The organism is Nonlabens sp. MIC269 (genome assembly GCF_001430865.1).
Lineage (GTDB): Bacteria > Bacteroidota > Bacteroidia > Flavobacteriales > Flavobacteriaceae > Nonlabens > Nonlabens tegetincola.
Genome location: NZ_CP011373.1, coordinates 884442 through 911281 on the forward strand (window position 1 = coordinate 884442; position 26840 = coordinate 911281).

Genomic DNA, 26840 nt, shown 5'->3' on the forward strand with positions numbered 1-26840 from the left:
CCCTATGAGAAGAGCCGTTTTTCCGGGTAGTTTTGACCCGATAACCCTAGGACACTATGATATAATCGAAAGAGGATTAGGCCTTTTTGATGAAATCATAATCGCAATTGGTGTTAATGCAGATAAAAAGTACATGTTCAGTTTAGAAGAACGTAAAAGGTTTATAGAGGAAGCCTTTAAGGATCAACCACAAATAAAGGTAATGACGTATTCTGGACTAACCATTGAATTTTGTAAACAACAACAAGCTCAATTCATTCTTAGAGGATTACGTAACCCAGCCGACTTTGAATTTGAAAAAGCAATTGCCCATACAAATCGCAAGCTTTCCGAAATAGAAACCGTATTCCTACTTACCTCTTCTGGTAAAAGTTATATTTCATCATCGATAGTACGCGACGTAATTCGTAATAATGGAGACTACACAGGACTAGTCCCTACAACTGTAAGAATATGAGAAACCTGTTAATCTATTTTGCTTTCATCTTTGTTGTTACATCATGTGATAATAAAAAAACCACTAACAACGATCCAATAGATTGGGAAACTCCATTTGAAAAAGGTAATGGCAATCAAACTGCTACCTATCATGAAGTTATTTCATATTACGAAAAATTAGCAAACCACTTCTCCTCTATTTCTATAAAGGAATATGGTAAAACAGATAGTGGTTTACCCTTACACCTAATCTCGTACAAGTCAAACATTCAATCCAATAAGGAACCAGTAAAAATACTAGTAAATAATGGTATTCATCCAGGCGAAAGTGATGGAATTGACGCCAGTATGATGCTATTAAGAGATCTAGCTAACGAAAAATTGTCCATTGAACACCCAGTTGAACTGCATGTAATAGCGGTGTATAATGTAGGTGGTTCTTTAAATAGAAATACGAGTTCAAGAACCAATCAAAATGGACCAGAAAGTTATGGATTTAGAGGTAATGCTCGTAATTATGATTTAAACAGAGATTTTATTAAAACAGATACAAGAAATGCAGTCACATTTCAAGAAATCTATCATACTGTAAATCCTGATTTCTTCATTGATAATCACGTGAGTAATGGTGCAGACTATCAATACGTTCTTACTCATTTGATCACACAACACAACAGATCAACCTCTAACCTTGCCAACTATATTGAAAACTCTTTTAGGCCAGAGCTTGAGCAAAAATTAAATGAAGAAAACTGGCCCATTACACCCTACGTGAGCGTTTGGGGCACTACTCCAGATAAGGGTTTTTCTCAATTCCTTGATGAACCTAGATATTCTACTGGATACACTTCATTATGGAACACGGTAGGACTTATGGTAGAAACTCACATGCTCAAACCTTATAAAGACCGAGTTGAAGGAACCAAAATACTAATGGAAAAAGTGCTAGAAATAGCACAATCAAGAGCTACTGAGGTAAAAGAATTGAGAAAAGATGCTTTTGCTACTTTAAAAGCAGGAGATTCATACGCACTCACCTACAAACTAGATAGAACTAAAAATGACAGTATAGAGTTTTTAGGCTATGAAGGTGAATACATAATTAGTAAAGTCACTGGACTGGAACAACTCACCTATAACCGAAACAAACCTTTTAAAAAAATGGTTCCTTATTACAATACTTATAAAGGAACCGACAGTATCATAATCCCGTCATATTATGTAATACCTTCGGGCTATTGGAATATCATAGAAAAATTAAATCACAACCAAATAGAATACTTTACTTTAAAAAAAGATTCAACAATTCGTGCTCAAGAATATCGAATTGAAAACTACAATACCGCACGCAGTGCCTATGAAGGACATTATCCTCATAGCAATGTATCTGTTAGTAGTAAAGAATATGAAGTACGCTTTCGCGAAAGCGATATCATCATACCTACTAATCAACCAGGAATTAAATATCTTGTTGAAACTCTTGAACCACAAGCAAGTGATAGCTTTTTTAAGTGGAATTACTTTGATACCATACTTCAACAAAAGGAAGGTTTTTCTAGCTATGTTTTTGACGCTAGCGCAGAAAAACTATTGGAACAGAATCCAAGTATTAGGATGGAATTTGATAGTTTAAAACAAGCCAATCCAAATTTTAAAAATAATGCAGCTGCGCAATTGTCCTGGTTACATAAACGCAGTCCTAATTATGAAAAAGCTCATCTAACCTACCCAATTTATAGAATTTTATGAAAAAAATTATAGCAATAGCAACAATCAGTTTGATTGTCTTAAGTTGTAACTCCGACAAGAAAAACAATTCAGAAAATCTAGACCCCATACCCAGTGATTTTGAACGAGGTCAAGTAATTGAAAACAATACAGATGGCGTATGGAGTAATCAAGTAGATTGTGATGGAGCTGTTTATAAATTTGAAATTCCAAAATTTTCGGGAACTCAAACTAAATCATTATACCAACCTATCTCCAATTTAATTGGCAAGGATTTGAGTGCTACTACCTATCCAAATGATGCCACAATGGAAGAGGTTTTTGACATTTTTGCCAATGAGCGTAGCATGAATCTTTGTCTCAATAAAGATCGCGGTACAAGTATGATAAAGATTGATCATGTATCTGAAAATACAGATTTTATTTCTTACAGCATTGTTTATAAGAGAGAAGGAGAATTTGGAAGAATACTGCGCACTTTTTCAAAACCTAATTATGAAGAAATTAAACTTAATGATATGGTAAGCGCTAAAAAATTCCCTGATGTGCGCACTATTCTACAAGTTAATTTACAACAAGAAACAGCAAATCTCATTTTAGGATTACCAAAGGATATGCAGGCGACCTATGGAGATTATGCTAGAAATACAGCCTTTACTTTTACCGATGAAGAACTTAAAAATGCACCTGTTGCATTCAAAGTTGATCAAGATAAAAATGTTTTCCTACAAACTACTTTTAAAGTTGACTTACCAGATACTTTTAAAGAACTTAATAATCAGGTATTAATTACAATACCTGTTGATCAACTAAGCTATTACATGAATTTTGAGAAGGTAATAAAAGGTTAGTGACGCTTAGTCACCAACATGTTATCAGGAAAAAGCTCTCTTATATTAGCATAGGAATTCATAAGAGCTACTTGCGCCATTTCTTTGTCTAACCATACCGCTTTTTCTATCCCTTCCTTTTTTTGAGGCTTAAGCTTCTTATCTGAGTCTGTTTGCATAAGATACCAGTGTGTAAGCTTGAGCTTTATTTTTGATTTCCAAGAATAAATGTGATAAGTACGACCTAGATAATCATTGAGTTTCAAGTTTTTCACTTTAGTTTCTTCTTGAACCTCTCGAATAGCACAATCTTCAATGGTTTCTCCTTTATCAATTTTACCTTTAGGAAGATCCCATTTGTCATTACGATAAATAAATAAGTATTGATTAAGCGAATTGAGAACAAGTCCACCACCGGCAACTACCACAGGAAGTTTTTTATGCAGCCTTTTTACAATTTTGTTGGGATTCTTGCTATACAACAACACTTTAGTAAGCTCACCAGTTTCTATACGCTTGATGATTTTTTTTAGATTTACAGTTCTTAATTTAAAGACTGTGTAATCTGGAAAATTGTCTTTGTTTGAAGTGACTAAAATAGGCACTTCTTTGACAAAAACTTTATACATTTGCTCCATGGTCAGAGATAAAAATGTTGCTGCAAAAACAGCAGAATTATTATTGCAAATTAAAGCAATAAAATTGCAACCACAAGAACCTTTTACATGGGCCAGTGGATGGAAATCACCTATTTATTGCGACAACCGCATAACTCTTTCATATCCAGAGGTTAGAAACTATTTAAAAGATCAATTATCAGATCTTGTTAAGAAAATGTACGGTACACCAGACGTGATCGCCGGAGTTGCTACGGGTGCCATAGGTATCGGTATGTTAGTGGCCCACGCGCTAGACGTTCCTTTTATCTATGTACGACCAGAGCCTAAAAAACATGGTAGAAAAAACCAAATTGAAGGACAATTAAAGGCTGGTCAAAATGTGGTGGTAATTGAAGACCTTATAAGTACTGGTAAAAGCAGTTTAAATGCTGTAAAAGCTTTAAAAGAATCTGGGGCAAATGTCAAGGGCATGCTTGCACTTTTTTCATATGGCTTTACTTTTGCTGTAGAAAATTTCAAAGAACACGATCTAGAACTTACCACCTTAAGTGATTATAATCATTTAATTGAAAAGGCAGTAAGTGCTGGATTGTTTAATGATGAAGAAAAAGAATTACTAAAAAGCTGGAGAGAGAACCCTAGCCAGTGGAATAATTAAGCTATGAATTTAGAAAGCCGTAAAGTAACAACTCAAAAGAATCCAGAAGAATTGTACACGTTTTTAACAAACGTTGCTAATTTCAAGGAGCTCATGCCCGATGATACAAAGTTTGAATTAAGAGGTGATGATAGTTTTCTCTTTGGACTTAAAGGAATGCCAGAAATAAAGCTTCAACTTAAAGAGCAAACCCCTTACTCTAAAGTTGTTTTAGGATCAGCAAGTGATAAGTTTGATTTTAGTCTAATCTGTGATATTGAAGATAAAGAAGCTGGTAGTGAGGCTCAATTATTTTTTACAGGAGATTTTAATCCTATGATGGCTATGATGATTAAAGGCCCTATTAAGAAATTTTTGGAGCAACTAGCCAAAGGACTGGAACAATTCTAGTAAAACCATTTAAGTTCTTTTAAATCTGCAGTGAGGTATTGACTATCAGTAGTCATTAACTCCAACAAACCGTTCTCAGTTACACCGATAATGGTTGCTGTAATAGGCTTATCAAGATATTCAAAATTGAGAGTCCTACCCAGTTTATATAAGTGACTGCTGTAGTCATTTATAAACTCCTTAATTTCATAATTTGAGACATTCAAATATTGAATAAAGCTGAATAGTAACTCATCTAGGTTGAACTGTTTACCCGTTATTAATTTAAGTGAGATCGCTTTCAGGGAATCAGGAAACTCATCCTGGTTAACATTAAGACCTATACCAACGATCGCATGGGTAAGTGAACTACCGGAATAGACAGTTTCAATGAGAATTCCTGCTAGTTTATGATTTACTGCCAGAATGTCGTTCGGCCATTTAATCTCTGCCTTTATGCCAAGATGGTTTTTGAGCCACGACACTAAACTTACGGTTATCCATTTATTAATTTGAAATGGTGTAAGACATACCTTTGAATTATCAAGTAAAAAACTGAAAGTTAGGTTTTTACCAGGCTCAGAGTGCCATTTTGCTCCATGCTGCCCTTTGCCTGCCGACTGTTTGTAAGCAACAACAGTAGTAAGGTGAGTGAGTTCGCTTTCGCGAAAGCGAGACCTCAATTCATCATTTGTAGAGGTAGTGGCATATAATTTGACAATGTTCAAATCTAGAATTTAATTGTAGTTTAATGAATAAAGTGCAATTCTAGAACAAAAAAGAAATAAATTTGTACTTAACAAAAAGTTTTTAATGACTAAAACAGCAGTACCTACAGATACATTAATAAGCCAAATCATTGCCGGAATAGAAGATGTCAAAGGAAATGACATTACTATAATGGACCTAAGGGATTTAGACAATACCGTAACTAGTTACTTCATTATTTGCAACGGTAACTCCAATACTCAAGTTAACGCTATCGTTAACTCTATTCAGAAGAAAGTAAGTAAAGAATTGCAAGAAAAAGCCTGGCATGTAGAAGGTACAGATCAAGGTGAATGGGTACTTATTGACTATGTTGATGTAGTTGTTCACGTTTTTCAGAAACCTATTAGAGAATATTACGACCTAGAAGGATTATGGGGTGATGCAAAAATCACAGTTATTGAAAGTACTTACTAAAATTGAAGAAGAAAAACATGTCTGATAAAAAAGCACCTAATAAAGATCCACGCAAACCTTTAATGAATTCAGGTAAACCAAAATTCAGCATTTGGTGGATTATTATTCCTTTGGGATTATTATTTTTTGGATACAGTTTATTTACTGACCAATTATACTCACCAAAAGAAATATCTATACAAGACTTCTATACTTACCTAAAAGACGGTGATGTAAAAAAGGTTGTTATTGTAGGTAACAGAAGAAAAGCTAACATTTTTCTTACTGACGAAGCAAAAAAGGAAGACCAGCATAAGGATGCTAAACGAGGTAGTGAGGTAGGATCAAATATTCCTATACCACAATATGTTGCAAACTATGGTTCACAAGAAAAGTTTGAGGAAAAGTTTTCTGAAATAAAAGAACAGAATAATCTGGATACCGAATATACTTTTGATCCAGAAGAGGAAGGATTTTTAAGTTACGTAGGTACCTTCCTACCTTTTATAATAATTCTTGCGATTTGGATTTTTATCATGCGCAGGATGAGTGCTGGAGCTGGTGGTGGCGCTGGTGGCCAAATTTTTAATATAGGTAAATCAAAAGCAAAGCTTTTTGACCAAAAAACTGATATTAAAACAACTTTTAAAGATGTTGCAGGATTAGAAGGTGCTAAAGAAGAAGTTCAAGAAATCGTAGATTTTCTTAAAAATCCAGAAAAATATACTTCGTTAGGTGGTAAAATTCCTAAAGGAGCTCTTTTGATAGGATCGCCAGGTACAGGTAAAACATTACTTGCTAAAGCGGTAGCTGGTGAAGCAAAAGTTCCTTTCTTCTCATTAAGTGGATCAGACTTTGTAGAGATGTTTGTAGGTGTAGGTGCAAGTAGAGTACGTGATCTCTTTAAACAAGCTAAAGAAAAATCACCATCTATTATTTTTATTGATGAGATTGATGCTATAGGTCGTGCAAGAGGTAAATCTAATTTTTCTGGATCAAACGACGAGCGTGAAAATACACTTAATCAATTGTTGACAGAAATGGATGGTTTTGGCACCAATACAAATGTAATTGTGCTTGCTGCAACCAACCGTGGTGACATACTTGATAAAGCATTGATGAGAGCAGGTAGATTTGATCGTCAAATTTATGTAGACCTACCAGATGTAAGAGAACGTGAGCAAATTTTTGAAGTTCACTTAAGACCGCTTAAGAAAGTAGATGAAGAACTAGACACTTCATTTCTTGCAAAACAAACACCTGGATTCTCTGGAGCCGATATTGCCAATGTTTGTAACGAGGCAGCACTTATCGCTGCGAGAAAAGGTAAAAAGGCAGTAACCAGACAAGACTTTTTAGATGCGGTAGACCGTATTGTAGGTGGACTTGAAAAGAAGAATAAGTTAATCACACCTAGTGAGAAAAAGACAATTGCTTATCATGAAGCTGGTCACGCGACCGTAAGCTGGATGACTGAGCATGCAGCGCCATTAGTTAAGGTTACCATTGTACCTCGTGGACAATCTCTAGGAGCAGCATGGTATTTACCTGAAGAAAGACAAATTGTAAGACCAGAACAGATGCTTGACGAGATGTGTGCAACTATGGGTGGTCGTGCAGCAGAAAAAGTGATTTTCAATAAAATCTCAACGGGAGCTTTAAGTGATTTAGAAAAAGTCACTAAACAAGCTAAGGCTATGGTGACTATTTACGGTCTTAATGATAAAATAGGTAATATCACCTATTATGACAGCAGTGGTCAACAAGAATATTCAATGACCAAACCTTATAGTGAGGAAACAGCTGTAATTATTGATAAAGAAATATCAAAAATTATTGAGGAGCAGTATCAACGTGCTATTCAAATTTTGACCGATAATCAAGATAAATTAACCGAACTGGCAGAATTACTTTTAGAAAAAGAAGTGATTTTCAAGGATGACTTGGAACGCATATTTGGTAAAAGACCTTTTATTAAGGAAAAACCGATTGCATTAAAGTCAGCTATAAGCGGTACTCAAACTGATGCTGCTACAAGCAAGGATGAAGAAGAATAGTTTGTATGCTTTTAGTTAAAAAAGTATATTTACGTCAACCCTAAATCCTTTTGCTTATAGAATGGGCATATTCGGCAAGTTTTTTAAAAAATCAACAGAAAGCGATGAATCAAAGAGCACTGATAATGAGCGCTCTAAATACATGCCTGAAAAAAAACTGCCCTTAGACGAACAATTTTTTCATCATTTTATCCAACAAGGAGGAAGATTACTCTATTCGGTAAATGAAGAAGAAATTCAAGCAAACTTTGAAGATATTTTAGTTGAACATGATTTTTTTGAAAAGGATGTTTTTTGTCACGATAAGCAATTACAACAAAGATTTCCTAATTTCAACTTGAATTTTGAGGGAAGTAATCGCTCTAGTAGTTTCTTTTTGACCACTTGTGAATATCTAATAAGTGACAAAGGAGCTTTATTATTTTCTTCAAACCAGATTAAAGAATGTAAATTACCTGAATTACCTAACACCTTTGTTGTCCTAGCAAGCACTAGTCAGATTGTAGAAAATATAGGTGAAGGTTTGAGAGGCATTAAACACCGTAGTAAAACATACATCCCTACTAACATTACTACTCTTAAAAACTTCAAAGATGGCGATGGCAAAGAGAGTAAGGATATTGAAACTTATGGAGCACCTAATAAAAGACTCTATCTTTTATTATTAGAAGATTTATAATGAGAGAATTATTAGTTCGTTCTATTTCGGGAATTGTATACGTTTCCCTAGTGGTATTAAGTGCCCTATATTCACGAGATGTGTTTATAGGTTTATTTTGTTTATTTGCCTTTTTTTGCTTGATAGAGCTTATGCCAATGATAAGGCTAAAGCAATGGTTGATATATCCCGTACTACCTGTCGCTTATCTTTTACTGGTAAGGTATAATGTGTGGCCCGATCCTTTGGACGATTATTATCTTTATGTGATATATGCATTATTAGCTGGAACACTAGCAGTAAATCTATACCTTATTAGAGACTTAATACTTACAGATCGTATTCCCCTTTTCAATTCAAAAAAACACTTTATTGCGTTATTATATTTGATTGGATCAAGTTTATTCTTAGCATTAATACCAGATGTTTTAGAAAGCTACAAACCGGAATTAATAATTGGTCTATTTACAATCATATGGTCCAATGACAGCTTTGCCTATTTATTTGGTAAAAACTTTGGTAAGCATAAATTAATGCAACGAATCTCACCTAAAAAAACCGTAGAAGGATTTGTAGGTGGGCTAGTTATGGCAATGCTTACAGGTGTAGGTCTTTTCTTTTATTTACAAAATATAGGAATAACAGATTACTCCATATACCATTGGATAATTATAGCTTTTGTAGTTGCGTTTTTTGGAACACTGGGTGATTTAATTCAATCTAAATTTAAAAGACAGGCACAAATAAAAGACAGTGGTAGTATCATGCCAGGTCATGGTGGTATCTTTGACCGCATGGATAGTATTATCTTTGCAGCACCATTTGCTTATCTTACATTCTTAATTATTAATTATGTTTCATAAAGAGGGATCAAAAATTATTCTGATATCTGTTTTAATAACAGGAGCCTTAAATTTAGGTGTTTCCTATTTCAATCCTCCACATTGGATTACAGTAGCTGTAGGGATATTATCGATTGTTTTTTTAATTCTAATTCTGCAATTTTTTAGAAACCCAAAAAGATCTACACCATTAAGCGAAACCAATATAATATCACCTGTTGATGGTAAAGTAGTTGTAATCGAGAAAGTACAGGAGAATGAATATTTTAAGGAAGAACGTTTAATGATAAGCGTTTTTATGTCTCCTATCAATGTTCATGTAACTCGGTATCCAATTGGAGGCTCCATTGCCTATAGTAAATACCATCCAGGAAAATACTTGGTGGCATGGCATCCAAAAGCTAGTGAAGAAAACGAACGCACAACTGTTGTAATCAATCATAAAAATCAATTGCAAGTAATGTATAGACAAATAGCAGGTGCACTTGCAAAACGCATTGTTAATTACGCCAAAGAAGGTGAACAAGCTATTCAAGGTGATGATAGCGGTTTTATTAAATTTGGCTCTAGAGTAGACGTATATCTACCCATAGACACAGAAGTTAAAGTATCACTTAATCAAAAAGTAAAAGGTGGAATTACCACATTGGCTCAATTCTCTTAAAGGCAAGGAATTGGATAAGTACTTTGAATCAGCTTTTAACAAAGCGAGTTCTGAGGAACAGTCCGAAGTTCCTCTTGCTACCCAATTACATCTTTATGCATACTACAAAAGAGCTATAGATGAGCCTTATGTAAGTAATCGATCCTTTGAATTAAATGATTTGCGACAAGGCTTCAAAATGAATGCTTTAATTCAAGTTCAAAATATTTCTAAAAGCGAGGCTAAAAGAAGGTATATAAAAATCGTTGAAGATCTTTACCCTAAACCTTGGTAAACACAAGTGATCCATCACCAAAGAATCACTATATAACTACTATTTTTTCTTTAGAATATATATTGCCAGCGCAGCTACACAAACTACAATGGCGATAAAAATTATAGCAATGGTAGAGATTACATTCATCGTTTCAATAATTTTTTAAGCAGCCAGATAGTTAACAGCACACATAAAACTACCACTATCAGGCTGCCTAGTAATATTAAGAATATATTACCTGTACTCATTATTTTAGAGCTTCAATACTAGCGTTAATCGTATCAATTTTTGCAAGAGCATCTGCTTCTTTTTTACGTTCAAGCTCGACTACTTTTTCAGGAGCTCCGGCAATGAATCGTTCATTAGACAATTTCTTTTGAACACCTAATAAGAATCCCTGCGCACGCTTTAATTCAGCCTCTAATTTCTCTAACTCTGCAGCCGTATCAATGTTCCCTGATAAGGGTATGAAATATTCATTTGATTTAACTCTATAACTAGCTGCTCCAGATAATTGATCAGTTACCTGCATAATTGAATCAACATTACCCATTTTCATGATGAGATCATTATAATCTGCAGATAAACCTTCATTATTTATAACACTCAAAGAGATTTCATTTTTAAATGAAATTTGTTTTTCCTTACGCACCGTTCTTATACCAGATATAATGTCTTTAACCATCTCAAAATCCACAAGTAGTTTATCATCTGGTTCTACAGTGGTAGGCCATGTGTTAATACACAATGCATCTTCAACTTTGCGCTCAGTAATACTTTGCCAGATCTCCTCACTTATAAAAGGAGTAAATGGATGAATTAATCGCAAATTATTTTCAAACAACTCTATAACCTGCTTATAGGTCAAAGCATCAATAGGTTGACCGTATTCTGGTTTAATAATTTCCAACAGCCATCCACAAAAATCATCCCAAATTAATTTGTAGGAGCTCATTAAAACATCACTGATTCTATATTTTGAATAGTGATCCTCAACCTCATCTAATACTTGCGCAAACCTAGATTGGAACCACTGGATTCCTTGTTTAGCATAAGAAGGTTGTTCTATTTTTGTATCAATTTCCCAACCTTTTATTAGTCTAAATGCATTCCACATTTTATTTACGAAACCTTTTCCTTGCTGGCATAAGCTTTCATCAAACATAAGGTCATTACCTGCAGCACTGCTTAATAAAAGTCCTACTCTTACACCATCAGCACCAAACTCTTCAATTAACTTAAGCGCATCAGGTGAATTCCCTAATGACTTAGACATTTTACGTCGTTGCTTATCCCTTACAAGTCCAGTTAAATAAACCTTATCAAACGGTTTCTCATCCTTATACTCATATCCAGCTACAATCATACGTGCCACCCAAAAGAAAAGAATATCTGGACCTGTCACAAGATCTCGCGTAGGATAATAATAGTTGATCTCTTTATTTTCAGGTTCTAGAATCCCGTTAAAGACGGATATAGGCCACAGCCAGCTGGAAAACCAGGTATCAAGAACATCATTATCCTGTCTTAAATCCTGTTCTTGTAGATTGTTGTTATTAGTTCGCTTTCGCGAAAGCGTAAGAGCATCCTCTATATTCTCAGCTACTACAAAATCCTCTTTTCCATCTCCATAGTAATAAGCAGGAATACGTTGTCCCCACATCAACTGACGAGAAATATTCCAATCTCTTACGTTCTCCATCCAGTGGAAATAAGTAGACTTAAACTTAGCTGGTAACAACTCTACAATATCTTCTCTTACAGCCTTTATTGCAGGTTGAGCTAGTTCTTCCATTTTTAAGAACCATTGATCAGATAATCTAGGTTCTATGACTGCTTTGGTTCGTTCACTAGTACCTACTTTATGAATATGGTTTTCCTTTTTAACAAGGTAATTTTTCTCTTCTAATTCTTTTGCAATCAACTTGCGTACTTCAAATCTATCCTTACCTTGATAGTGCAAACCATAACTATTAAGGCTACCATCTTCATTGAAAATATCAATGATATCTAGATCGTGTTTTTCCCCTAACTTATAGTCATTTTCATCGTGTGCAGGAGTTATTTTTAAACATCCTGTACCAAACTCCATATCTACATACTCATCAGCAATTATTGGTATTTCTCGATTAACAATAGGAACAACAACTGTTTTACCAATCAAATTTTGATACCTTTCATCCTCAGGATGTACACATATTGCCGTATCACCCAATATTGTTTCGGGTCTGGTTGTTGCGATGATCACCTTATCATCACTATCCTTTAGATCATAAGCTAGATGATAGAGATGTCCATTTCTTTCTTCATAGATAACCTCTTCATCGCTTAAGGTAGTTTTAGCTTGCGGATCCCAATTTACCATACGATATCCACGATAAATTTTACCTTTATTAAAAAGGTCCACAAATACTTTTATCACACTAGCTGACATGTCGTCATCCATGGTAAATTTTGTGCGCGACCAATCGCAACTAGCTCCTAATTTTTTAAGCTGTTCAAGGATTATCCCACCGTATTCATGAGTCCAATCCCAAGCATGTTCAAGGAATTCCTCTCGTGTAAGGTCATTTTTATCAATACCTTGCTCTTTAAGCTTCTTCACCACCTTGGCCTCGGTTGCGATACTAGCATGATCAGTTCCTGGAACCCAGCAGGCATTATATCCTTTTAACCTAGCTCTTCTAATTAGAACATCCTGAATCGTATTATTAAGCATGTGCCCCATATGTAGAACTCCAGTAACATTAGGCGGCGGAATTACTATGGTATAACTTTCTCTATCATCTGGAACAGATTTGAAGAAGTCGTTTTCCATCCAGTAGTCGTACCACTTTTGCTCTGCTTTTTGAGAATCATATTTTGTTGCAAGGGACATGTTTGGCTTGATTTTTGAAATTTCTTCGACAAAAGTACTATTAACTTAAATTATATCTGGCATTAACTGCTATTTTAAATGAGTTAGTTTACCTTTAAAATCTAAAAAAGTAAATGATGAAAAATCTTATACTACTGGTAGCATTTTTAAGCTTTACCCAAATTGGTGTTGCTCAAAAACCTTCTACCCTAGACCCTATGACAACTGTGGAGTTTGAAACTACTACAATTGACTATGGTGAGATTAAAAAAGACAGTGATGGTGTGAGAACTTTTAAGTTTAAAAACACAGGCGAACATCCTCTAAAAATTTATCAAATCTATTCTTCATGTAGATGCGATATTTTGGAACAGCCCGAAAAGCCAATTGCACCTGGAGAAACTGGTGTAATTAAAGTCAAGTATGATACCAAAAAAATTGGGCCTATCGTAAAAACGCTAACCGTAATTACTAATATAAAAGAAAAACAAGTTGCTTTGCGACTGAAGGGACGCGTGATTGAATAATTAGCTTATCAACTAATCTATTAAAGGTATAAGTTTAAACTTATACCTTTTTTGTTTGCCATTTCTTTTAATTGTAATCCTAATAGTTGAATGTGGATTAGTGTAAAAGAAGTCATTTACCTCGTTCAAAGTTAAATAAGGGAAAGATCTTCCATTTATTTTTACAATTTGATCTCCTACTTGCAAGCCTGCCTTTTCTGCTTCGCTATTTACTCTGATTTGATCAATGTAAATACCTGGTATTTGAACAATGTCATATTCGGGTTTATCTAGTTGAATTAACTGCGCATCCACCTCATTACCATAACCATTTTCCGCCTTGCTTTCATAACTATAGAAAATCTCACGTTTTCCCAATTTTGCTGTAATACCTGACATATTGTAATAGAATCCATCACGATATTTCCTTGTGTTCTGTAAGTAAATTGTATTGTTTCTGTAATCTAAAATTAAGAAAAACCTCTTAAGCACCTCTGCGCCAATACTAGACAGCAAGTTTTTAGAATTCAATAATTTTGATTCTTTAATATCTGGAAATGACGAAGTAATTCTTTGCAAATTAAAGTTCCCGAAATTTAGTTGATCTAACTTAGTCCTGTACCCACTTATTTCCCCATTAAGACCAAAACCTAAAAAGTCGTAAAAATTCTTTTCTGGAATTTTAAATTGCTGTGGTCGTTTATTAATCCATAGAGCGTCGTTACTTCCAGTATCTATTAAAACATCGGCATTATAGGAATTATCAGCTTCAACTATTTCACTTTTAATATAAGGTTTACCACTAGAGAGTTGTATAGGAATTGAATCATAGCGTCTTAAACCTCTTAAATACTTTATGTCGTGAGTTAATGTTATATAGTTTTTTTCGTAATCTATTTTAACCACCGCATTTTTAAAAAAACTAGCGCCTATTACCCCATTAATTTCCACTCCTATAAAATTGAAAAGGGATAGTTGCTCTTCTGCTAGTATAAAAATTCTTGCTTGCTCGTTAACATAATCTCCTAATTTTAAAACATTATTATCACTTACATACGCATTCACTCCATTCCTATTTCCGTAACCCTTAAGTTTAAATTGTTTTCCTTTCTTTATTTCAAGTGAATCAATACCATTAAGATTATAAATAATATTTTTGGAGGCTCCAGTATCTAACATAAAGTTGAGCTTGGTGCCATTTAATTCTATGGGAACTATGATTAATCCACCAGAATTATCAAATTCAACAAAAATTTTCTTTTGGTCGTTTTTAAAAGTAAAATAATCTTGTTGAGCAATCATCAACAAGGGTTGAATGAAAACTATAAAAAACAAAATTTTCTTAACCATATATTATAAAGATAAGCAATCGAATTGTTTTAGTACATAACAGCCTTAAACCTTACTTTTGTATCTCAAAAAAGAAAAAGATGCCACAGATTTCCCAAAAAGGTACAGCAATGCCTTCATCACCAGTGAGAAAACTGGTACCATTTGCAGAACAAGCAAAGAAAGAAGGAAAGCATATCTACCAACTTAATATAGGTCAACCAGACATTAAAACACCAGAACAAGCTATTGATGCTGTTCAAAGCGCTAATATTGAAGTACTATCTTACAGCCACAGTGCAGGTAATCAATCCTATAGAGATAAATTGATCGCCCATTATAACAAACTTGGATTTGGATTGGAAGACGATAATATTATTGTTTCTACTGGAGGAAGCGAGGCGCTATTATTCACTATGGGAAGTATTTGTGACTATGGTGACGAGGTCATTATTCCCGAACCATTTTATGCCAACTATAATGGATTTGCAACTGCTAGTGGTGTAACTGTAAAGCCTATTGAAACTAGCATAGAGAACAATTTTGCATTACCAGCTATCAGTGAATTTGAAAAGTTAATTACTGATAAAACTAAAGCTATCCTTATTTGCAATCCAGGAAACCCTACTGGTTACCTGTATACTAAAGAGGAAATGCAACAACTAGCTGATCTTGTTATAAAACACGATTTATTTCTAGTTGCCGATGAGGTGTATAGAGAATTTGCTTATGACGGTCGCGAGCATTTTTCAGTATTAAGCATGAAAGAATTAGACAATCATGCTATTATGATTGATTCCGTTTCAAAACGTTACAGTATGTGCGGTGCTCGTATAGGTTGCATGGTTTCTAAAAATAAAGAGGTAATGGCTACCGCCATGAAATTTGCACAAGCCAGATTGAGCCCACCTACATTTGCTCAAATAGCTGCCGAAGCTGCCTTAGACACACCACAAACCTATTTTGATCAAGTAATAAATGAATACATAGAGCGTAGAGATATTCTAATAGCCGGACTCAAAGAAATCCCAGGAGTGACCGTAGCGAACCCTGGCGGAGCTTTCTATTGTGTAGCTCAATTACCTGTAGAAGATACCGATGTTTTTGCACAATGGATCCTAGAAAACTTTGACGTTGATGGTGAAACAATAATGGTTGCACCGGCGGCAGGCTTTTACTCAACACCAGGAATGGGTAAAAATCAAATACGAATTGCCTATGTCCTTGAAAAAGAATCGTTGAAAAAAGCAGTTAATATATTAGACCAAGCCCTTAAAGCCTACAATTCTTGATTCAAGTAAATCACAATTTTTCTCTCAAGGAGTTTAATACTTTTGGTATTTCCGCTTTCGCGAAAGCGTACTCACCTACAAACTCTATTGAACAACTTAAGGAAACTTTATCTTACTACCGTCGTGAAAATATTTTTTTACTTGGCGGCGGTAGTAATATGTTGATTACCCAGGATATTGAAACCCCTGTAATTCATGTTTTAATAAAAGGAATTAAGGAAGTCTATAGAGAAAACACTACCGTTAGACTACAAGCAATGGCTGGTGAAAACTGGCACGAGTTTGTGATGTATTGCATTTCAAAACGATATGCGGGCGTTGAAAACCTAGCTCTTATCCCAGGTAATATAGGGACCTCTCCTATCCAAAACATAGGTGCTTATGGAGTTGAATTAAAAGATGTTTTCTATTCATGTACGGTTCTGGATTTAAAGACCCAAGAGGAGAAAACATTATTCCTTGACGATTGTAAATTTGGGTACAGAGATTCCATATTTAAAAATGAAGCTAAAGGTAAGTACGTAATTACCTCTGTCACGCTAGAGCTTACTGACTTAAACCTTACTGACAAGTATCAAGTAAAAACAAGCTATGGAGCTATCCAAGAAGAGCTTAATAAACTAAATAAGGGAGAAAGTATTGATCAAATAGCTCAGGCTGTAATCAATATTAGAAGTAGTAAATTACCCGATCCTAAACTACTAGGAAACAGTGGTAGCTTCTTTAAAAATCCAATTATTGATAAGGCTGCTTACCATAAACTACTAGAATTGAATGATGACATCCCATCATATCCAGTAAACGATGATCAGGTTAAAGTACCTGCAGGATGGCTTATTGATAAATGTGGACTTAAAGGATACAGGGATGGCGATGCGGCTGTCCATGATAAACAAGCACTAGTACTCGTTAATCATGGTAATGCTACTGGATCTGACATTATAAATTTAGCTCGATTTATACAAAACCAGGTTTATTCAAAATTTGGAATAAAAATTCATCCTGAAGTAAACTTAATTAAGCAGTAATACCATTGAAACTGTTTATCTTATCATTAAGATAAAATTAGTGCAATGTTCAACCTAAGTAGATTGTAAATTGTATTTTTGCACTATGAAATTATTTCTCATATCATTTGGTCTATTAGCTCTTGCAGTTGCTGGTATCGCAATTAAAATTTGGGGTAAAAAAGATGGTAAATTTGCAGGAACATGTGCAAGTCAAAACCCTTATCTAAACAAGGATGGAGAAGCCTGTTCACTATGTGGTAAGTTACCAGAAGAGCAGGATTGTAAAAACGACACAGCACAAGCTTAAATTTTTCATTAATGAGCATTGCTGACTGGCCTTTATTTCTATTCGGCATTATTGCCTTGATAAACATCATTTACTATGTATTCTTTAGTAAATTTATTTTTCAAAAAAATAGTACACAAGCACAATCCAGCGATGATCCTGTATCCGTTATTGTATGTGCAAAAAACGCAGCACAACATCTAAAGAAGAATATTCCCTTTTTGCTAGATCAAATTCACCCGAATTACGAGATCATTATTGTAAACGATGCTTCCATAGATGACTCTCTTGATGTCATAGAGCAATTTATGGAGCAAGACGATAAAGTTCACCTAGTTAATGTGGTCAATAATGAAAGCTTTTGGGGCAACAAGAAGTACGCGCTTACTTTAGGAATAAAGAAAGCACGTCACGACAAATTATTATTTATTGATGCTGATTGTAAACCAGCGACAGAATATTGGATTACTGAAATGAGTGCTCACTACGGCATGGATAAGCAACTTGCTTTGGGTTACGGTGGTTATAGTAAGATAAAAGGTAATTTGCTCAATGCATTAGTTCGCTTTGAGACAGCTATAACCGCAATGCAGTACTTTAGTTATGCCTTATGGGGTAATCCGTATATGGGAGTAGGACGTAATTTAGGTTACACAAGTAAGCTTTTTTACGACACTAGCGGCTTTATGTCTCACATGAAGATTATGGGTGGTGATGATGACCTTTTTGTGAACGAGGCAGCAACCAAAAAAAACACCACTCTAGTTACAACACCTAAATCATTTACAACAAGCGATTCAAAAAACAACTGGGCAGCCTGGTGGCGTCAAAAAAGAAGACATATCAACACAGCTCAATATTATAAATCAAGCCATAAGTTCTTATTAGGGCTTTTTTATCTTTCGCAGTTTGGATTCTTTATCACTATGGCATTAGCATTTTCCTTTTCGCCCTGGGAATTTGTTACCGCAATTGTTATTACTAGATATATCACCTCTTGGATAGTTGTTGGGTCTAGTTTATCTCGCTTTCGCGAAAGCGATATCATCATTATATATCCAATTTTAGAACTACTACTTATATTTTCACAACTAGGATTATGGATGCATAACAATATCCAGAAACCGACACAGTGGAACTAAGACAGTTTTAAGGTTTATTACCGACTCATTCACTAAATTTGTAGTATGAATACAGTACAAGAATCAGTAGCACCACCAACTAAAGGTAAACCAAAATGGTTAAGGGTAAAATTACCTGTAGGTCAAAAGTATAAAGAACTGCGTGGCACTGTAGATAAGTATAAACTACATACTATTTGTACAAGTGGTAGTTGTCCAAACATGGGAGAATGCTGGACAGAAGGAACTGCTACGTTCATGATTCTAGGTAATACCTGTACAAGATCTTGTGGATTTTGTGGAGTAAAAACGGGTAGACCAGATGATGTCGATTGGGCAGAACCTGAGAAAGTAGCACGTTCCATCAAGCTCATGGGAATTAAACATGCTGTAATCACGAGTGTAGACCGTGACGACCTTAAAGATATGGGATCTATCATTTGGCAAGAAACTGTAGCTGCCATTAGAAGAATGAATCCAGAAACAACTCTAGAAACTCTTATACCAGATTTTCAAGGAAATAGAAGAAACCTAGACCGAATTGTCGAGGCTAATCCCGAGGTTGTTTCACATAATATGGAAACCGTACGTCGCCTTACTCGTGAGGTAAGAATTCAAGCAAAATATGACCAAAGTTTAGGTGTTCTTAAATACTTAAAAGAGCAAGGAATTAATCGAACTAAATCTGGTATCATGCTAGGTCTAGGAGAGCAAGAAGATGAGGTAATTCAAACCATGCGTGATTTAAGAAATCATAATGTTGACGTCGTGACTATAGGTCAGTATTTACAACCTAGTAAAAAGCATTTACCGGTTAAAGAATTTATAAAGCCAGAGCAATTTAAAAAATATGAGACCATTGGTCTAGAAATGGGTTTCCGTCATGTAGAAAGTGGCGCACTAGTGCGAAGCTCCTACAAGGCTCATAAACACATTTTATAATTACTATTTATGGTAAGAGTTGCTATAAACGGCTTCGGACGTATAGGTCGTACTTTTCTAAGAACCTCATTGTCTCGTAACGATCTTGAAGTTGTTGCCATAAATGACATTGCCCCTATTGAGGTGATGGCTCATTTGTTTAAATATGATAGCACTCATGGTATAACTGATGCTGAGGTTTCTTTTGAAAATCAAGATTTAATTATTAATGGGTCAAGAATAGCTTATAGCACTCGATACAGTCTTGACGATCTCAATTGGAGAAATGTTGATATTGTAATTGAAGCAACTGGTAAATTCAAAGATAAATCTCAACTTTCTAAACATTTAGATGCAGGTGCCAGTAAAGTTATTTTAAGCGCACCACCTATTGACGACGATATTAAGACAATTGTGCTAGGTGTTAATGAAGAAATTCTAGATACTTCGGATTTGATTATATCCAATGCTAGTTGTACAACAAACAATGCTGCTCCCTTAATTAAAGTAGTAAAGGACTTGTGCGGAATTGAAAATGCTTACATTTCTACAGTTCACAGCTATACTAGTGACCAAAGTTTACATGATCAACCTCACCGAGATTTACGAAGGGCAAGAGCAGCAGCACAATCTATTATACCTACCACCACAGGTGCTGCTAAAGCATTAACTAAAGTATTTCCAGACTTGAGTAATGTTATAGGCGGTTGTGGCATAAGAGTTCCAGTTCCCAATGGCAGTTTAACAGATATGACAATTAATGTTGAAGAAGTTGTAAGTATAGAACAAGTGAATAAAGCCTTCTATGAATATGCTGCTAAACACAATACTATCATGGAGTACACAGATCTTCCCTACGTTTCAAAGGACATCGCCGGATCTCCTTATTCGTGCGTGTTTGATTCCAGTATGACATCAGTAATAGGAAAGATGGTCAAACTAATTGGGTGGTACGATAATGAGACAGGATATTCCAATCGCCTTGCAGATTTGTCAGCAAAAATCAGTACCCTTTAAAGGGTATTTTATCGACGAACTGCATTATATAGAGGTAATTTGTATATTATTTAACATACTCAGAAATTAGAATGATATATTTGTTAGGCTAAAAAATACAGTATTAATCTTTTACGAAACATAGCGCTACTATTCGCACAATTATGTTGCGTGTTTGCTTTTGGACAAGTTTCCAATAGTGAAACAAATCAAGGGTTGAATACTGCATCTAGAGTTCTACTAGAACGAGTAGAAGGACTTATTGACTCACGAGATTTTGATGAAGCTAAATCATTGATCATTGATTCCAGAACATTAATCAATGATGACTATGGTGATCGTTTACTCGATCTTTATTTCATAGAACTAGAGTTAGAATCCTCTTCAGGTGAAAATCCTACATCACCTTTTGTGCAATTTAAAGACGAGGAATTATCGCAGGATGCTTTCATTTATTTGGAGTATTTAAAAGGTAGAAGAGCATTCTTGAAAAAAGAATTCTCTAAAGCTGACTCCTTATTTACATCTACCTTTTCGATTACCAAAAAATTAGATGACACTCATAGATTATTTTTGAAATCGGAATTATATACTGCTCAACTTAACTTTTTTGAAAAAAATTATACGGTTACTACTGCGGTACTTAACGATCTTATCCCTAGACTTGAAGAAAAAGGTCTGGAATATGAACAAACTCAAGCTTACCTTACTTTAGGAGAAATTGCACATTCTAAAAATAATTATGAAGAAGCGAATATTTATTACAGCCTAGCTCAAATACTTATTAAAGAAAATCAATTTCCTTTTCTCGAAATTAAGCTTTATAAGTTGTTTGCGCAGCATTACAGAGATCTACAAGATTATCAAAATAGCTTAGTATATCTAGAAAAGCATGTTCAAACTATTGAAGATAATGGTTTTATTGGTGGTGAAAATGCTAAACAACTTTCTAGTTTAAATGGTGAAATTGAGTCATTAAAAGGAATAATCGCCCAAAAGGACAAGGAATTAGAAAACAAGGAGAACTACTACATCATACTTTGTATGTTTATTACTCTTTTAACAATCACTTCATTAGCATTATTTAGACGTAATATACTCAAAGCAAAACGTAACAGCCGACTTGCTCATGAAAAATCGGCACTTATAAATGAGCGTAATAAAGCACAAGATGCTGCACAAATCAAAGCAGATTTTTTATCTACCATTACGCATGAATTACGAACTCCTATGTATGCCGTTACGGGTCTTACACATTTACTTTTAAGCTCATCTCCTAGAGATGATCAACAAGAACATTTAGAAACATTAAAGTCCTCAGGTGAATATCTTTTATCTCTTATAGACAACATTCTTGACTTTAATAAACTAGAAGCCAACAAAGTAGAGTTAGAAGAAATAAAATTTGATTTAAGAAAACGAATTGCAGATATAGTTAAAACTCTAGACAAACAGGTCAAGGATAAAAACAATAAAATTGTGATTATTCATGATGAAGCTATTGCTAGTTCTTTAGTTGGAGATCCAGTAAAGATTTCTCAAATTTTAATTAATCTCTTAGGTAATAGTATCAAGTTTACAAGTAACGGTACTATTACTATAAAAACTAAACTAATTAAAAAATCTAAAGAAAAGAGTAAGATTTTATTTGAAGTTCAGGATACTGGAAAAGGGATATCCAAGGATAGACAAGAACAAATTTTTGAAAATTTCACCCAAGAAAATATAGAAACTGCACGTGAACACGGTGGTACAGGCTTAGGACTTGCTATTGTTAAGAAGTTAGTTACTCTTATGGGTAGTGAAATAAAACTCGAAAGCGAAGTTGGTAAAGGAAGTGTTTTTTCTTTTGCAATAGATTTTAATAATCCAGATAGTAATTCTTTTGTTGATCAATTAGATAGTAATAATACTAAGGCACCAACACCTACTCCAATCGCAGTTTACGGATCTCATGATGAAGTTCCTACACCTGCCAAAACAGCTCCTATTTTAAAAACTGAAACTCCAGAATTTGAAATATTAAAAGGGAAAAAAGTTCTCATAGTTGAGGACAACAAAATCAATCAAATGATTACTAAGAAAATTCTTGAACAAAAAGAATTTATATGTGATGTAGCAAATAACGGTGAAGAAGCTGTTGCCATGGCTAGAGCAAACGAGTATGACCTTATCCTTATGGACATTCATATGCCAGTCATGGATGGAAAAAGAGCGACTGTCGAAATACGCAAATTCAACTCTAAAACTCCACTACTAGCACTTACTGCTGTAACACTAGAAAATGCTCAAGATGAATTGATAGAAATAGGTTTTGATGATATTATACCAAAACCTTTTAAAATGGATGAATTCTTTGGAAAGATTCAAAGAGCTTTCTCAAATATTCAAATCATTTAATTCAAGTTTGTTCCCTAAGAACTTATTTTTTATTGGTAGATAAAAAAGATTGAGCTGCTTAAACTTTTTAAGCTTAACATAATCCTTTTCTGTAGTGATAATAACATCTTCGCTCCAATTTTGAAGCGTTGAATGATTATAATCGAAATGGTCTTGATAAGTATAGGTAACTACATTATTTAGATTTTCCTCTAAATGTTTAAAAAAGAAGGCAGGTTTTGCTATTCCAGCTACTGCGGCGATCGTCTGATTGTCTAGTGATTTAAGTGGAAATAATTCTCCTTCACTAATTACATTTTGTTGATAATCAATGTAGCTGAAAAATAACTTTTGCTCAGGCAGTACTTGTAGTTTGTTTTTAATATCCAGTCTATTTTGATCAGTTAGATTAACTGGGCATTTTGTAACAACGACACAAGTAGCTCTACTAGCACCTTTGCGTGATTCTCTCAAATTACCAGCAGGTAATACAAAATCATCGCTATAAAGCTTATCATAACTAGTAAGTAAAATATAGTCACTTGCCTTTACATATCTATGTTGAAAAGCGTCGTCTAGGATAATTACATCTACAGTATTTTCGTAAATTATTCTATCAATACCTTCAACTCTACTTTCACATACAGCACTTATAATAGAATTACCAAATTTCTGTTTGATTTGAGCAGGTTCATCTCCAACTTCCTTTGGAAGTGAATCGGTACCGACATATTTAAATCCCCTTGTTTTACGTCCATAACCTCTGCTCAATACTGCAACACGTTTATTCGCAAGCAAATCAATCAGATACTCCACCATAGGTGTTTTTCCCGTTCCGCCAGTACTTAAATTACCTACAGCAATTACTGGAATATCATACGATTTGGAAACAAGTAACCCTTTATCAAATGCCCAATTACGGACTCTAGTAATACCATCGTACAAGACAGAAAATGGATATAAAATAAGCCGCCATTTTATCATAACCCAAAAGTAGACTAATTTTACATTAGATTAAATCTGGTTTATGACAGTTATTAAAGACATTACCAATTACATAGAAAAATTAGCACCGTTACGTTATGCCGAGGACTTTGACAACGTAGGTCTTTTAGTGGGATCTTACGAAACACCAATCACTGGCGTTTTAGTAACCTTAGACTGCTTAGAGAATGTGGTAGATGAAGCAATTGACAAATCCTGTAATTTAATTGTAGCATTTCACCCTATAATCTTTAAAGGAATTAAAAATTTAAGACCAGATGATTATGTCAAACGAGTTATAATTAAAGCTATCAAAAATGATATTGCAATCTATGCGACGCACACAGCACTAGACGTTGCACACGGTGGTGTGAGTTATAGAATGGCACAAGAACTAGGTTTACAAAATTTAAAGACCCTTGCACCTAAAAATAATCTCATTAAAAAACTCACCACCTACGTACCTATTGAGCATTTCGATCAAGTACAAAATACATTATTCCAATCCGGCGCTGGACACATAGGTAATTACAAGGAATGCGGTTTCAGTGTTGATGGTGACGGAACGTTTAAGGGTAATGAATTAAGCAATCCACAATATGGAGTGTCAGGAATTCGATCTACAGAAAAAGAAAAACAATTACATATAACCTATTTACCACATCTCGAATCAAAAATCCTCAAAACACTCAAAGAATCTCATCCCTATGAGGAAGTTGCGTATGAAATAGTAACATTGGAAAATTCATACCAAAAAATTGGAATGGGTTGTGTAGGAGAATTTCCTGAAGAGTTAGAAATAGAAGATTTTATATCAACACTTAAGTCCACTTTTAACCATAATGCGATAAGAACTTCGCTTTCGCGAAAGCGTACTATCAAAAAAGTTGCAGTGTTAGGAGGATCTGGGGCTTTTGCTATTCAAAACGCAAAAAGCTGTGGTGCAGATGCTTATGTAACCGCAGATTTAAAATACCACGATTTTTTTCAAGGTCAAGATATTCTATTGTGCGATATTGGACATTATGAGAGTGAGCAGTTTACAAAAAATCTTTTAACTGAATATCTTACTGAAAAATTTACTAATTTTGCAATTCTTTGTGCACAAGCGCAAACAAACCCAGTAAACTATTATTAGACGATGGCAAAAAAGAACGAAGCTACTGTAGAACAGAAGTTAAGAGAACTTTACAACCTACAATTAATTGATTCTAGAATAGATGAGATACGTAACGTACGAGGAGAACTACCTCTAGAGGTTCAAGATCTAGAAGATGAAGTAGCAGGTTTAAATGCACGTATAGGGAAACTAAATGTTCATTTAGAAGAATTGCAAGGTAACATCAGTGATAGAAAAAACTTGATTGAAGAGGCCAAAGCCTTGATCTCGAAATACACTGAACAACAAAAAAATGTTAGAAACAATCGTGAGTTTAACTCGCTTTCTAAAGAAATAGAATTTCAAGAGCTAGAAATCCAACTAGCTGAGAAGCACATTAAGGAATTTAAAGCTCAAATCGAGCAGCAAAAACAAGTGATCGATCAAAGTAAACAAAAACTATCTGATCGTGAAGAGCACTTAAAGCATAAAAAATCTGAGCTTGAAGAGATCCTTAAAGAAACTGAAAAGGAAGAAAATGCGTTGCTTAAACTATCGAACGACTACTCAACTAAAATTGAAGACCGTTTAATTAAAGCATACAAGCGCATTAGAGAAAGTGTACGTAATGGTCTAGCTGTAGTTCCTATTGAACGTGGCGCTTCTAAAGGTTCCTTTTTTACTATTCCACCGCAAGTACAGGTGGAAATTGCTAGTCGTAAAAAAATAATTACTGACGAGCACTCTGGACGTATATTGGTAGATGCAGCCCTTGCAGAAGAACAAGCTGAAGAAATGCAAAAAACTTTTTCTAAGGTCAAATAATTATCCTTAAAAAAACTTACTTGAAAAACCTCAACTATACGTTGAGGTTTTTTTATTATATCCTTTTGTGATAGTTCTGTTACAGCTTTTAACGGCTCTTTAATATGGCTGGATTAACCTAATATCTAGTTTTGAAAAAAATATAATATGAAACTTTTAATGTATACGCTTTTGGTTTTAATAAACACAGCATGTGGAAATGAAACCAAAGAAATCACACAGCAAGAAATCACCTATGCAACTCCTGTTGAAGTCCCAGCACAAGATGGAATGGAAAGAGCTTATTTTGCTAGTGGATGTTTTTGGTGTGTTGAGGAGATCTACGAAAACGTACAAGGTGTTAGTGAATCCATTTCTGGTTATTCTGGCGGTACCATGCAGAATCCAACCTATCGTAATCACGGCAACCATGCAGAGGCAAATGAAATCATCTATGACCCAAATAAAGTTAGTTTTAAAACACTAGTTGACGTTTATTTTGCTTCCCAAAATATTGAGCAAGTTAACGGTCAAGGACCTGATATTGGAAAAGCATATCGTAGCATTATCTTTTATCAGAATGACGAGCAAAAACAGATTATTCAAAATAAAATTGAGGCTTTAACAAAAGAAGGTTACAAAGTTGCAGCAGAAGTAAAAGCTTTTCAAAAATTTTGGGTAGCCGAAGATTATCATCAAGATTACGCACGATTACATCCTAACAATAGTTACATACAAAACATCTCTATTCCTAGATTCAATCGTTTTGCTGCTAAGATGCCTGAGGTCATTAAAAAAAATGGCTCACACTAGTTGATTTTTAAACTCAGTTTTGATTTTAAAAATTTTATTCTATCTTTGACACATGTTAAAAAACAATAATAATATCAATTCTAATAATAATTTATTGCGAAAGCGATGAAGTAGACTTGATATTTATACATATTACAAAAGGCCTACTTCATAGTAGGC

General features: G+C 34.5%; 27 protein-coding genes. 22 read left to right on the forward strand and 5 right to left on the reverse strand.

All coding sequences use genetic code 11. The features are described 5' to 3' along the window. Positions 1–4 precede the first annotated feature (4 nt). From coaD to AAT17_RS04135, 3 genes are read left to right on the forward strand one after another with little or no spacing between them, the layout of a single operon-like run. On the forward strand, positions 5–457 hold the full coding sequence (coaD, locus tag AAT17_RS04125) for a pantetheine-phosphate adenylyltransferase (RefSeq protein ID WP_042278861.1): 453 nt from the start codon (positions 5–7) through the stop codon (positions 455–457). Further along, complete coding sequence (locus AAT17_RS04130; RefSeq protein ID WP_060523019.1) at positions 454–2187, forward strand: M14 family metallopeptidase; 1734 nt, start codon at positions 454–456, stop codon at positions 2185–2187. Before coaD ends, AAT17_RS04130 begins: the two co-directional genes overlap by 4 nt. After that, the gene (locus AAT17_RS04135; protein ID WP_060523020.1) at positions 2184–3017 is read left to right on the forward strand and encodes a hypothetical protein; all 834 of its coding nucleotides are present in this window, start codon (positions 2184–2186) and stop codon (positions 3015–3017) included. The genes AAT17_RS04130 and AAT17_RS04135 overlap by 4 nt, the downstream gene beginning before the upstream one ends. Here the strand turns inward: AAT17_RS04135 and AAT17_RS04140 are convergent. Continuing rightward, a complete protein-coding gene (locus AAT17_RS04140) occupies positions 3014–3634 on the reverse strand; it encodes an NUDIX hydrolase (RefSeq protein WP_082586894.1) in 621 nt (206 codons plus the stop codon). The genes AAT17_RS04135 and AAT17_RS04140 overlap by 4 nt on opposite strands. Here AAT17_RS04140 and pyrE point away from each other — a divergent pair. Together pyrE and AAT17_RS04150 are read left to right on the forward strand one after the other, a co-directional pair. Next, positions 3633–4274, forward strand: coding sequence for an orotate phosphoribosyltransferase (pyrE, locus tag AAT17_RS04145; RefSeq protein ID WP_042278856.1), 642 nt, complete (start codon positions 3633–3635; stop codon positions 4272–4274). The genes AAT17_RS04140 and pyrE overlap by 2 nt on opposite strands. Before the next feature lie 3 nt (positions 4275–4277). Continuing rightward, positions 4278–4664: a hypothetical protein gene (locus AAT17_RS04150; protein WP_060523021.1), complete on the forward strand. Its 387-nt coding sequence runs from the start codon at positions 4278–4280 to the stop codon at positions 4662–4664. On the opposite strand, the gene AAT17_RS04155 is transcribed toward AAT17_RS04150, so the two are convergent. Beyond that, entirely contained in the window at positions 4661–5371 is a 711-nt protein-coding gene (locus tag AAT17_RS04155; RefSeq protein ID WP_060523022.1) for a biotin--[acetyl-CoA-carboxylase] ligase, read from the reverse strand. The two genes, AAT17_RS04150 and AAT17_RS04155, sit on opposite strands and share 4 nt — an antisense overlap. Before the next feature lie 85 nt (positions 5372–5456). Between AAT17_RS04155 and rsfS the strand changes: the two genes are divergently transcribed. From rsfS to AAT17_RS04185, 6 genes are all read left to right on the forward strand, one after another. Further along, positions 5457–5828, forward strand: a complete 372-nt coding sequence (rsfS, locus tag AAT17_RS04160; RefSeq protein ID WP_042278853.1) for a ribosome silencing factor — start codon at positions 5457–5459, stop codon at positions 5826–5828. A gap of 17 nt (positions 5829–5845) precedes the next feature. Continuing rightward, the gene (gene ftsH / locus AAT17_RS04165; RefSeq protein ID WP_060523023.1) at positions 5846–7864 is read left to right on the forward strand and encodes an ATP-dependent zinc metalloprotease FtsH; all 2019 of its coding nucleotides are present in this window, start codon (positions 5846–5848) and stop codon (positions 7862–7864) included. A gap of 61 nt (positions 7865–7925) precedes the next feature. Beyond that, positions 7926–8543, forward strand: a complete 618-nt coding sequence (locus AAT17_RS04170; RefSeq protein WP_042278850.1) for an LUD domain-containing protein — start codon at positions 7926–7928, stop codon at positions 8541–8543. Further along, the gene (locus tag AAT17_RS04175) at positions 8543–9385 is read left to right on the forward strand and encodes a phosphatidate cytidylyltransferase (protein WP_060523024.1); all 843 of its coding nucleotides are present in this window, start codon (positions 8543–8545) and stop codon (positions 9383–9385) included. The genes AAT17_RS04170 and AAT17_RS04175 overlap by 1 nt, the downstream gene beginning before the upstream one ends. Then, positions 9375–10028, forward strand: a complete 654-nt coding sequence (locus AAT17_RS04180; RefSeq protein ID WP_042278847.1) for a phosphatidylserine decarboxylase family protein — start codon at positions 9375–9377, stop codon at positions 10026–10028. The genes AAT17_RS04175 and AAT17_RS04180 overlap by 11 nt, the downstream gene beginning before the upstream one ends. Continuing rightward, a complete protein-coding gene (locus AAT17_RS04185; protein WP_052510365.1) occupies positions 9997–10302 on the forward strand; it encodes an acyl-CoA-binding protein in 306 nt (101 codons plus the stop codon). Before AAT17_RS04180 ends, AAT17_RS04185 begins: the two co-directional genes overlap by 32 nt. 229 nt (positions 10303–10531) lie before the next feature. Here the strand turns inward: AAT17_RS04185 and AAT17_RS04190 are convergent, their stop codons facing one another. Beyond that, positions 10532–13162, reverse strand: a complete 2631-nt coding sequence (locus AAT17_RS04190) for a valine--tRNA ligase (protein ID WP_060523025.1) — start codon at positions 13160–13162, stop codon at positions 10532–10534. A 116-nt stretch (positions 13163–13278) separates the two neighbouring features. On the opposite strand from AAT17_RS04190, the gene AAT17_RS04195 reads away from it, so the two are divergent. Then, on the forward strand, positions 13279–13668 hold the full coding sequence (locus tag AAT17_RS04195) for a DUF1573 domain-containing protein (RefSeq protein WP_042278846.1): 390 nt from the start codon (positions 13279–13281) through the stop codon (positions 13666–13668). A gap of 12 nt (positions 13669–13680) precedes the next feature. Here AAT17_RS04195 and AAT17_RS04200 read toward each other — a convergent pair whose 3' ends face one another. Then, complete coding sequence (locus AAT17_RS04200; protein WP_082586896.1) at positions 13681–14997, reverse strand: aspartyl protease family protein; 1317 nt, start codon at positions 14995–14997, stop codon at positions 13681–13683. An 80-nt stretch (positions 14998–15077) separates the two neighbouring features. On the opposite strand from AAT17_RS04200, the gene AAT17_RS04205 reads away from it, so the two are divergent. The 7 genes from AAT17_RS04205 (at position 15078) to AAT17_RS04235 (ending at position 23002) form a co-directional block, all read left to right on the forward strand. Next, a complete protein-coding gene (locus AAT17_RS04205) occupies positions 15078–16268 on the forward strand; it encodes a pyridoxal phosphate-dependent aminotransferase (RefSeq protein ID WP_060523027.1) in 1191 nt (396 codons plus the stop codon). Continuing rightward, entirely contained in the window at positions 16265–17296 is a 1032-nt protein-coding gene (gene murB, locus AAT17_RS04210) for a UDP-N-acetylmuramate dehydrogenase (protein ID WP_082586897.1), read from the forward strand. The genes AAT17_RS04205 and murB overlap by 4 nt, the downstream gene beginning before the upstream one ends. Before the next feature lie 85 nt (positions 17297–17381). Next, entirely contained in the window at positions 17382–17585 is a 204-nt protein-coding gene (locus AAT17_RS04215) for a hypothetical protein (RefSeq protein ID WP_042278838.1), read from the forward strand. Between the two features lie 11 nt (positions 17586–17596). Further along, positions 17597–18706, forward strand: a complete 1110-nt coding sequence (locus AAT17_RS04220) for a glycosyltransferase (protein WP_060523028.1) — start codon at positions 17597–17599, stop codon at positions 18704–18706. A gap of 45 nt (positions 18707–18751) precedes the next feature. After that, on the forward strand, positions 18752–19627 hold the full coding sequence (lipA, locus tag AAT17_RS04225; RefSeq protein WP_060523029.1) for a lipoyl synthase: 876 nt from the start codon (positions 18752–18754) through the stop codon (positions 19625–19627). A 9-nt stretch (positions 19628–19636) separates the two neighbouring features. Continuing rightward, positions 19637–20623 carry a type I glyceraldehyde-3-phosphate dehydrogenase gene (gene gap / locus AAT17_RS04230; protein WP_060523030.1) on the forward strand — a complete coding sequence of 329 codons (987 nt, stop codon included), beginning with the start codon at positions 19637–19639 and terminating at the stop codon, positions 20621–20623. 150 nt (positions 20624–20773) lie between these two features. Further along, positions 20774–23002 (forward strand): ATP-binding protein, encoded by a 2229-nt coding sequence (locus tag AAT17_RS04235; protein ID WP_060523031.1) that lies wholly within the window; start codon positions 20774–20776, stop codon positions 23000–23002. On the opposite strand, the gene lpxK is transcribed toward AAT17_RS04235, so the two are convergent. Next, positions 22982–23965, reverse strand: coding sequence for a tetraacyldisaccharide 4'-kinase (gene lpxK / locus AAT17_RS04240; RefSeq protein WP_060523032.1), 984 nt, complete (start codon positions 23963–23965; stop codon positions 22982–22984). The genes AAT17_RS04235 and lpxK overlap by 21 nt on opposite strands. Positions 23966–24008: 43 nt before the next feature. Between lpxK and AAT17_RS04245 the strand changes: the two genes are divergently transcribed. The 3 genes from AAT17_RS04245 to msrA all read left to right on the forward strand — a co-directional run bounded on the left by AAT17_RS04245 (position 24009) and on the right by msrA (position 26681). Continuing rightward, a complete protein-coding gene (locus tag AAT17_RS04245) occupies positions 24009–25103 on the forward strand; it encodes a Nif3-like dinuclear metal center hexameric protein (protein WP_060523033.1) in 1095 nt (364 codons plus the stop codon). A gap of 3 nt (positions 25104–25106) precedes the next feature. Then, a complete protein-coding gene (locus tag AAT17_RS04250) occupies positions 25107–25889 on the forward strand; it encodes a zinc ribbon domain-containing protein (RefSeq protein WP_060523034.1) in 783 nt (260 codons plus the stop codon). Between the two features lie 147 nt (positions 25890–26036). Then, positions 26037–26681 (forward strand): peptide-methionine (S)-S-oxide reductase MsrA, encoded by a 645-nt coding sequence (gene msrA, locus AAT17_RS04255; RefSeq protein WP_060523035.1) that lies wholly within the window; start codon positions 26037–26039, stop codon positions 26679–26681. The last annotated feature ends 159 nt before the right edge of the window (positions 26682–26840 follow it).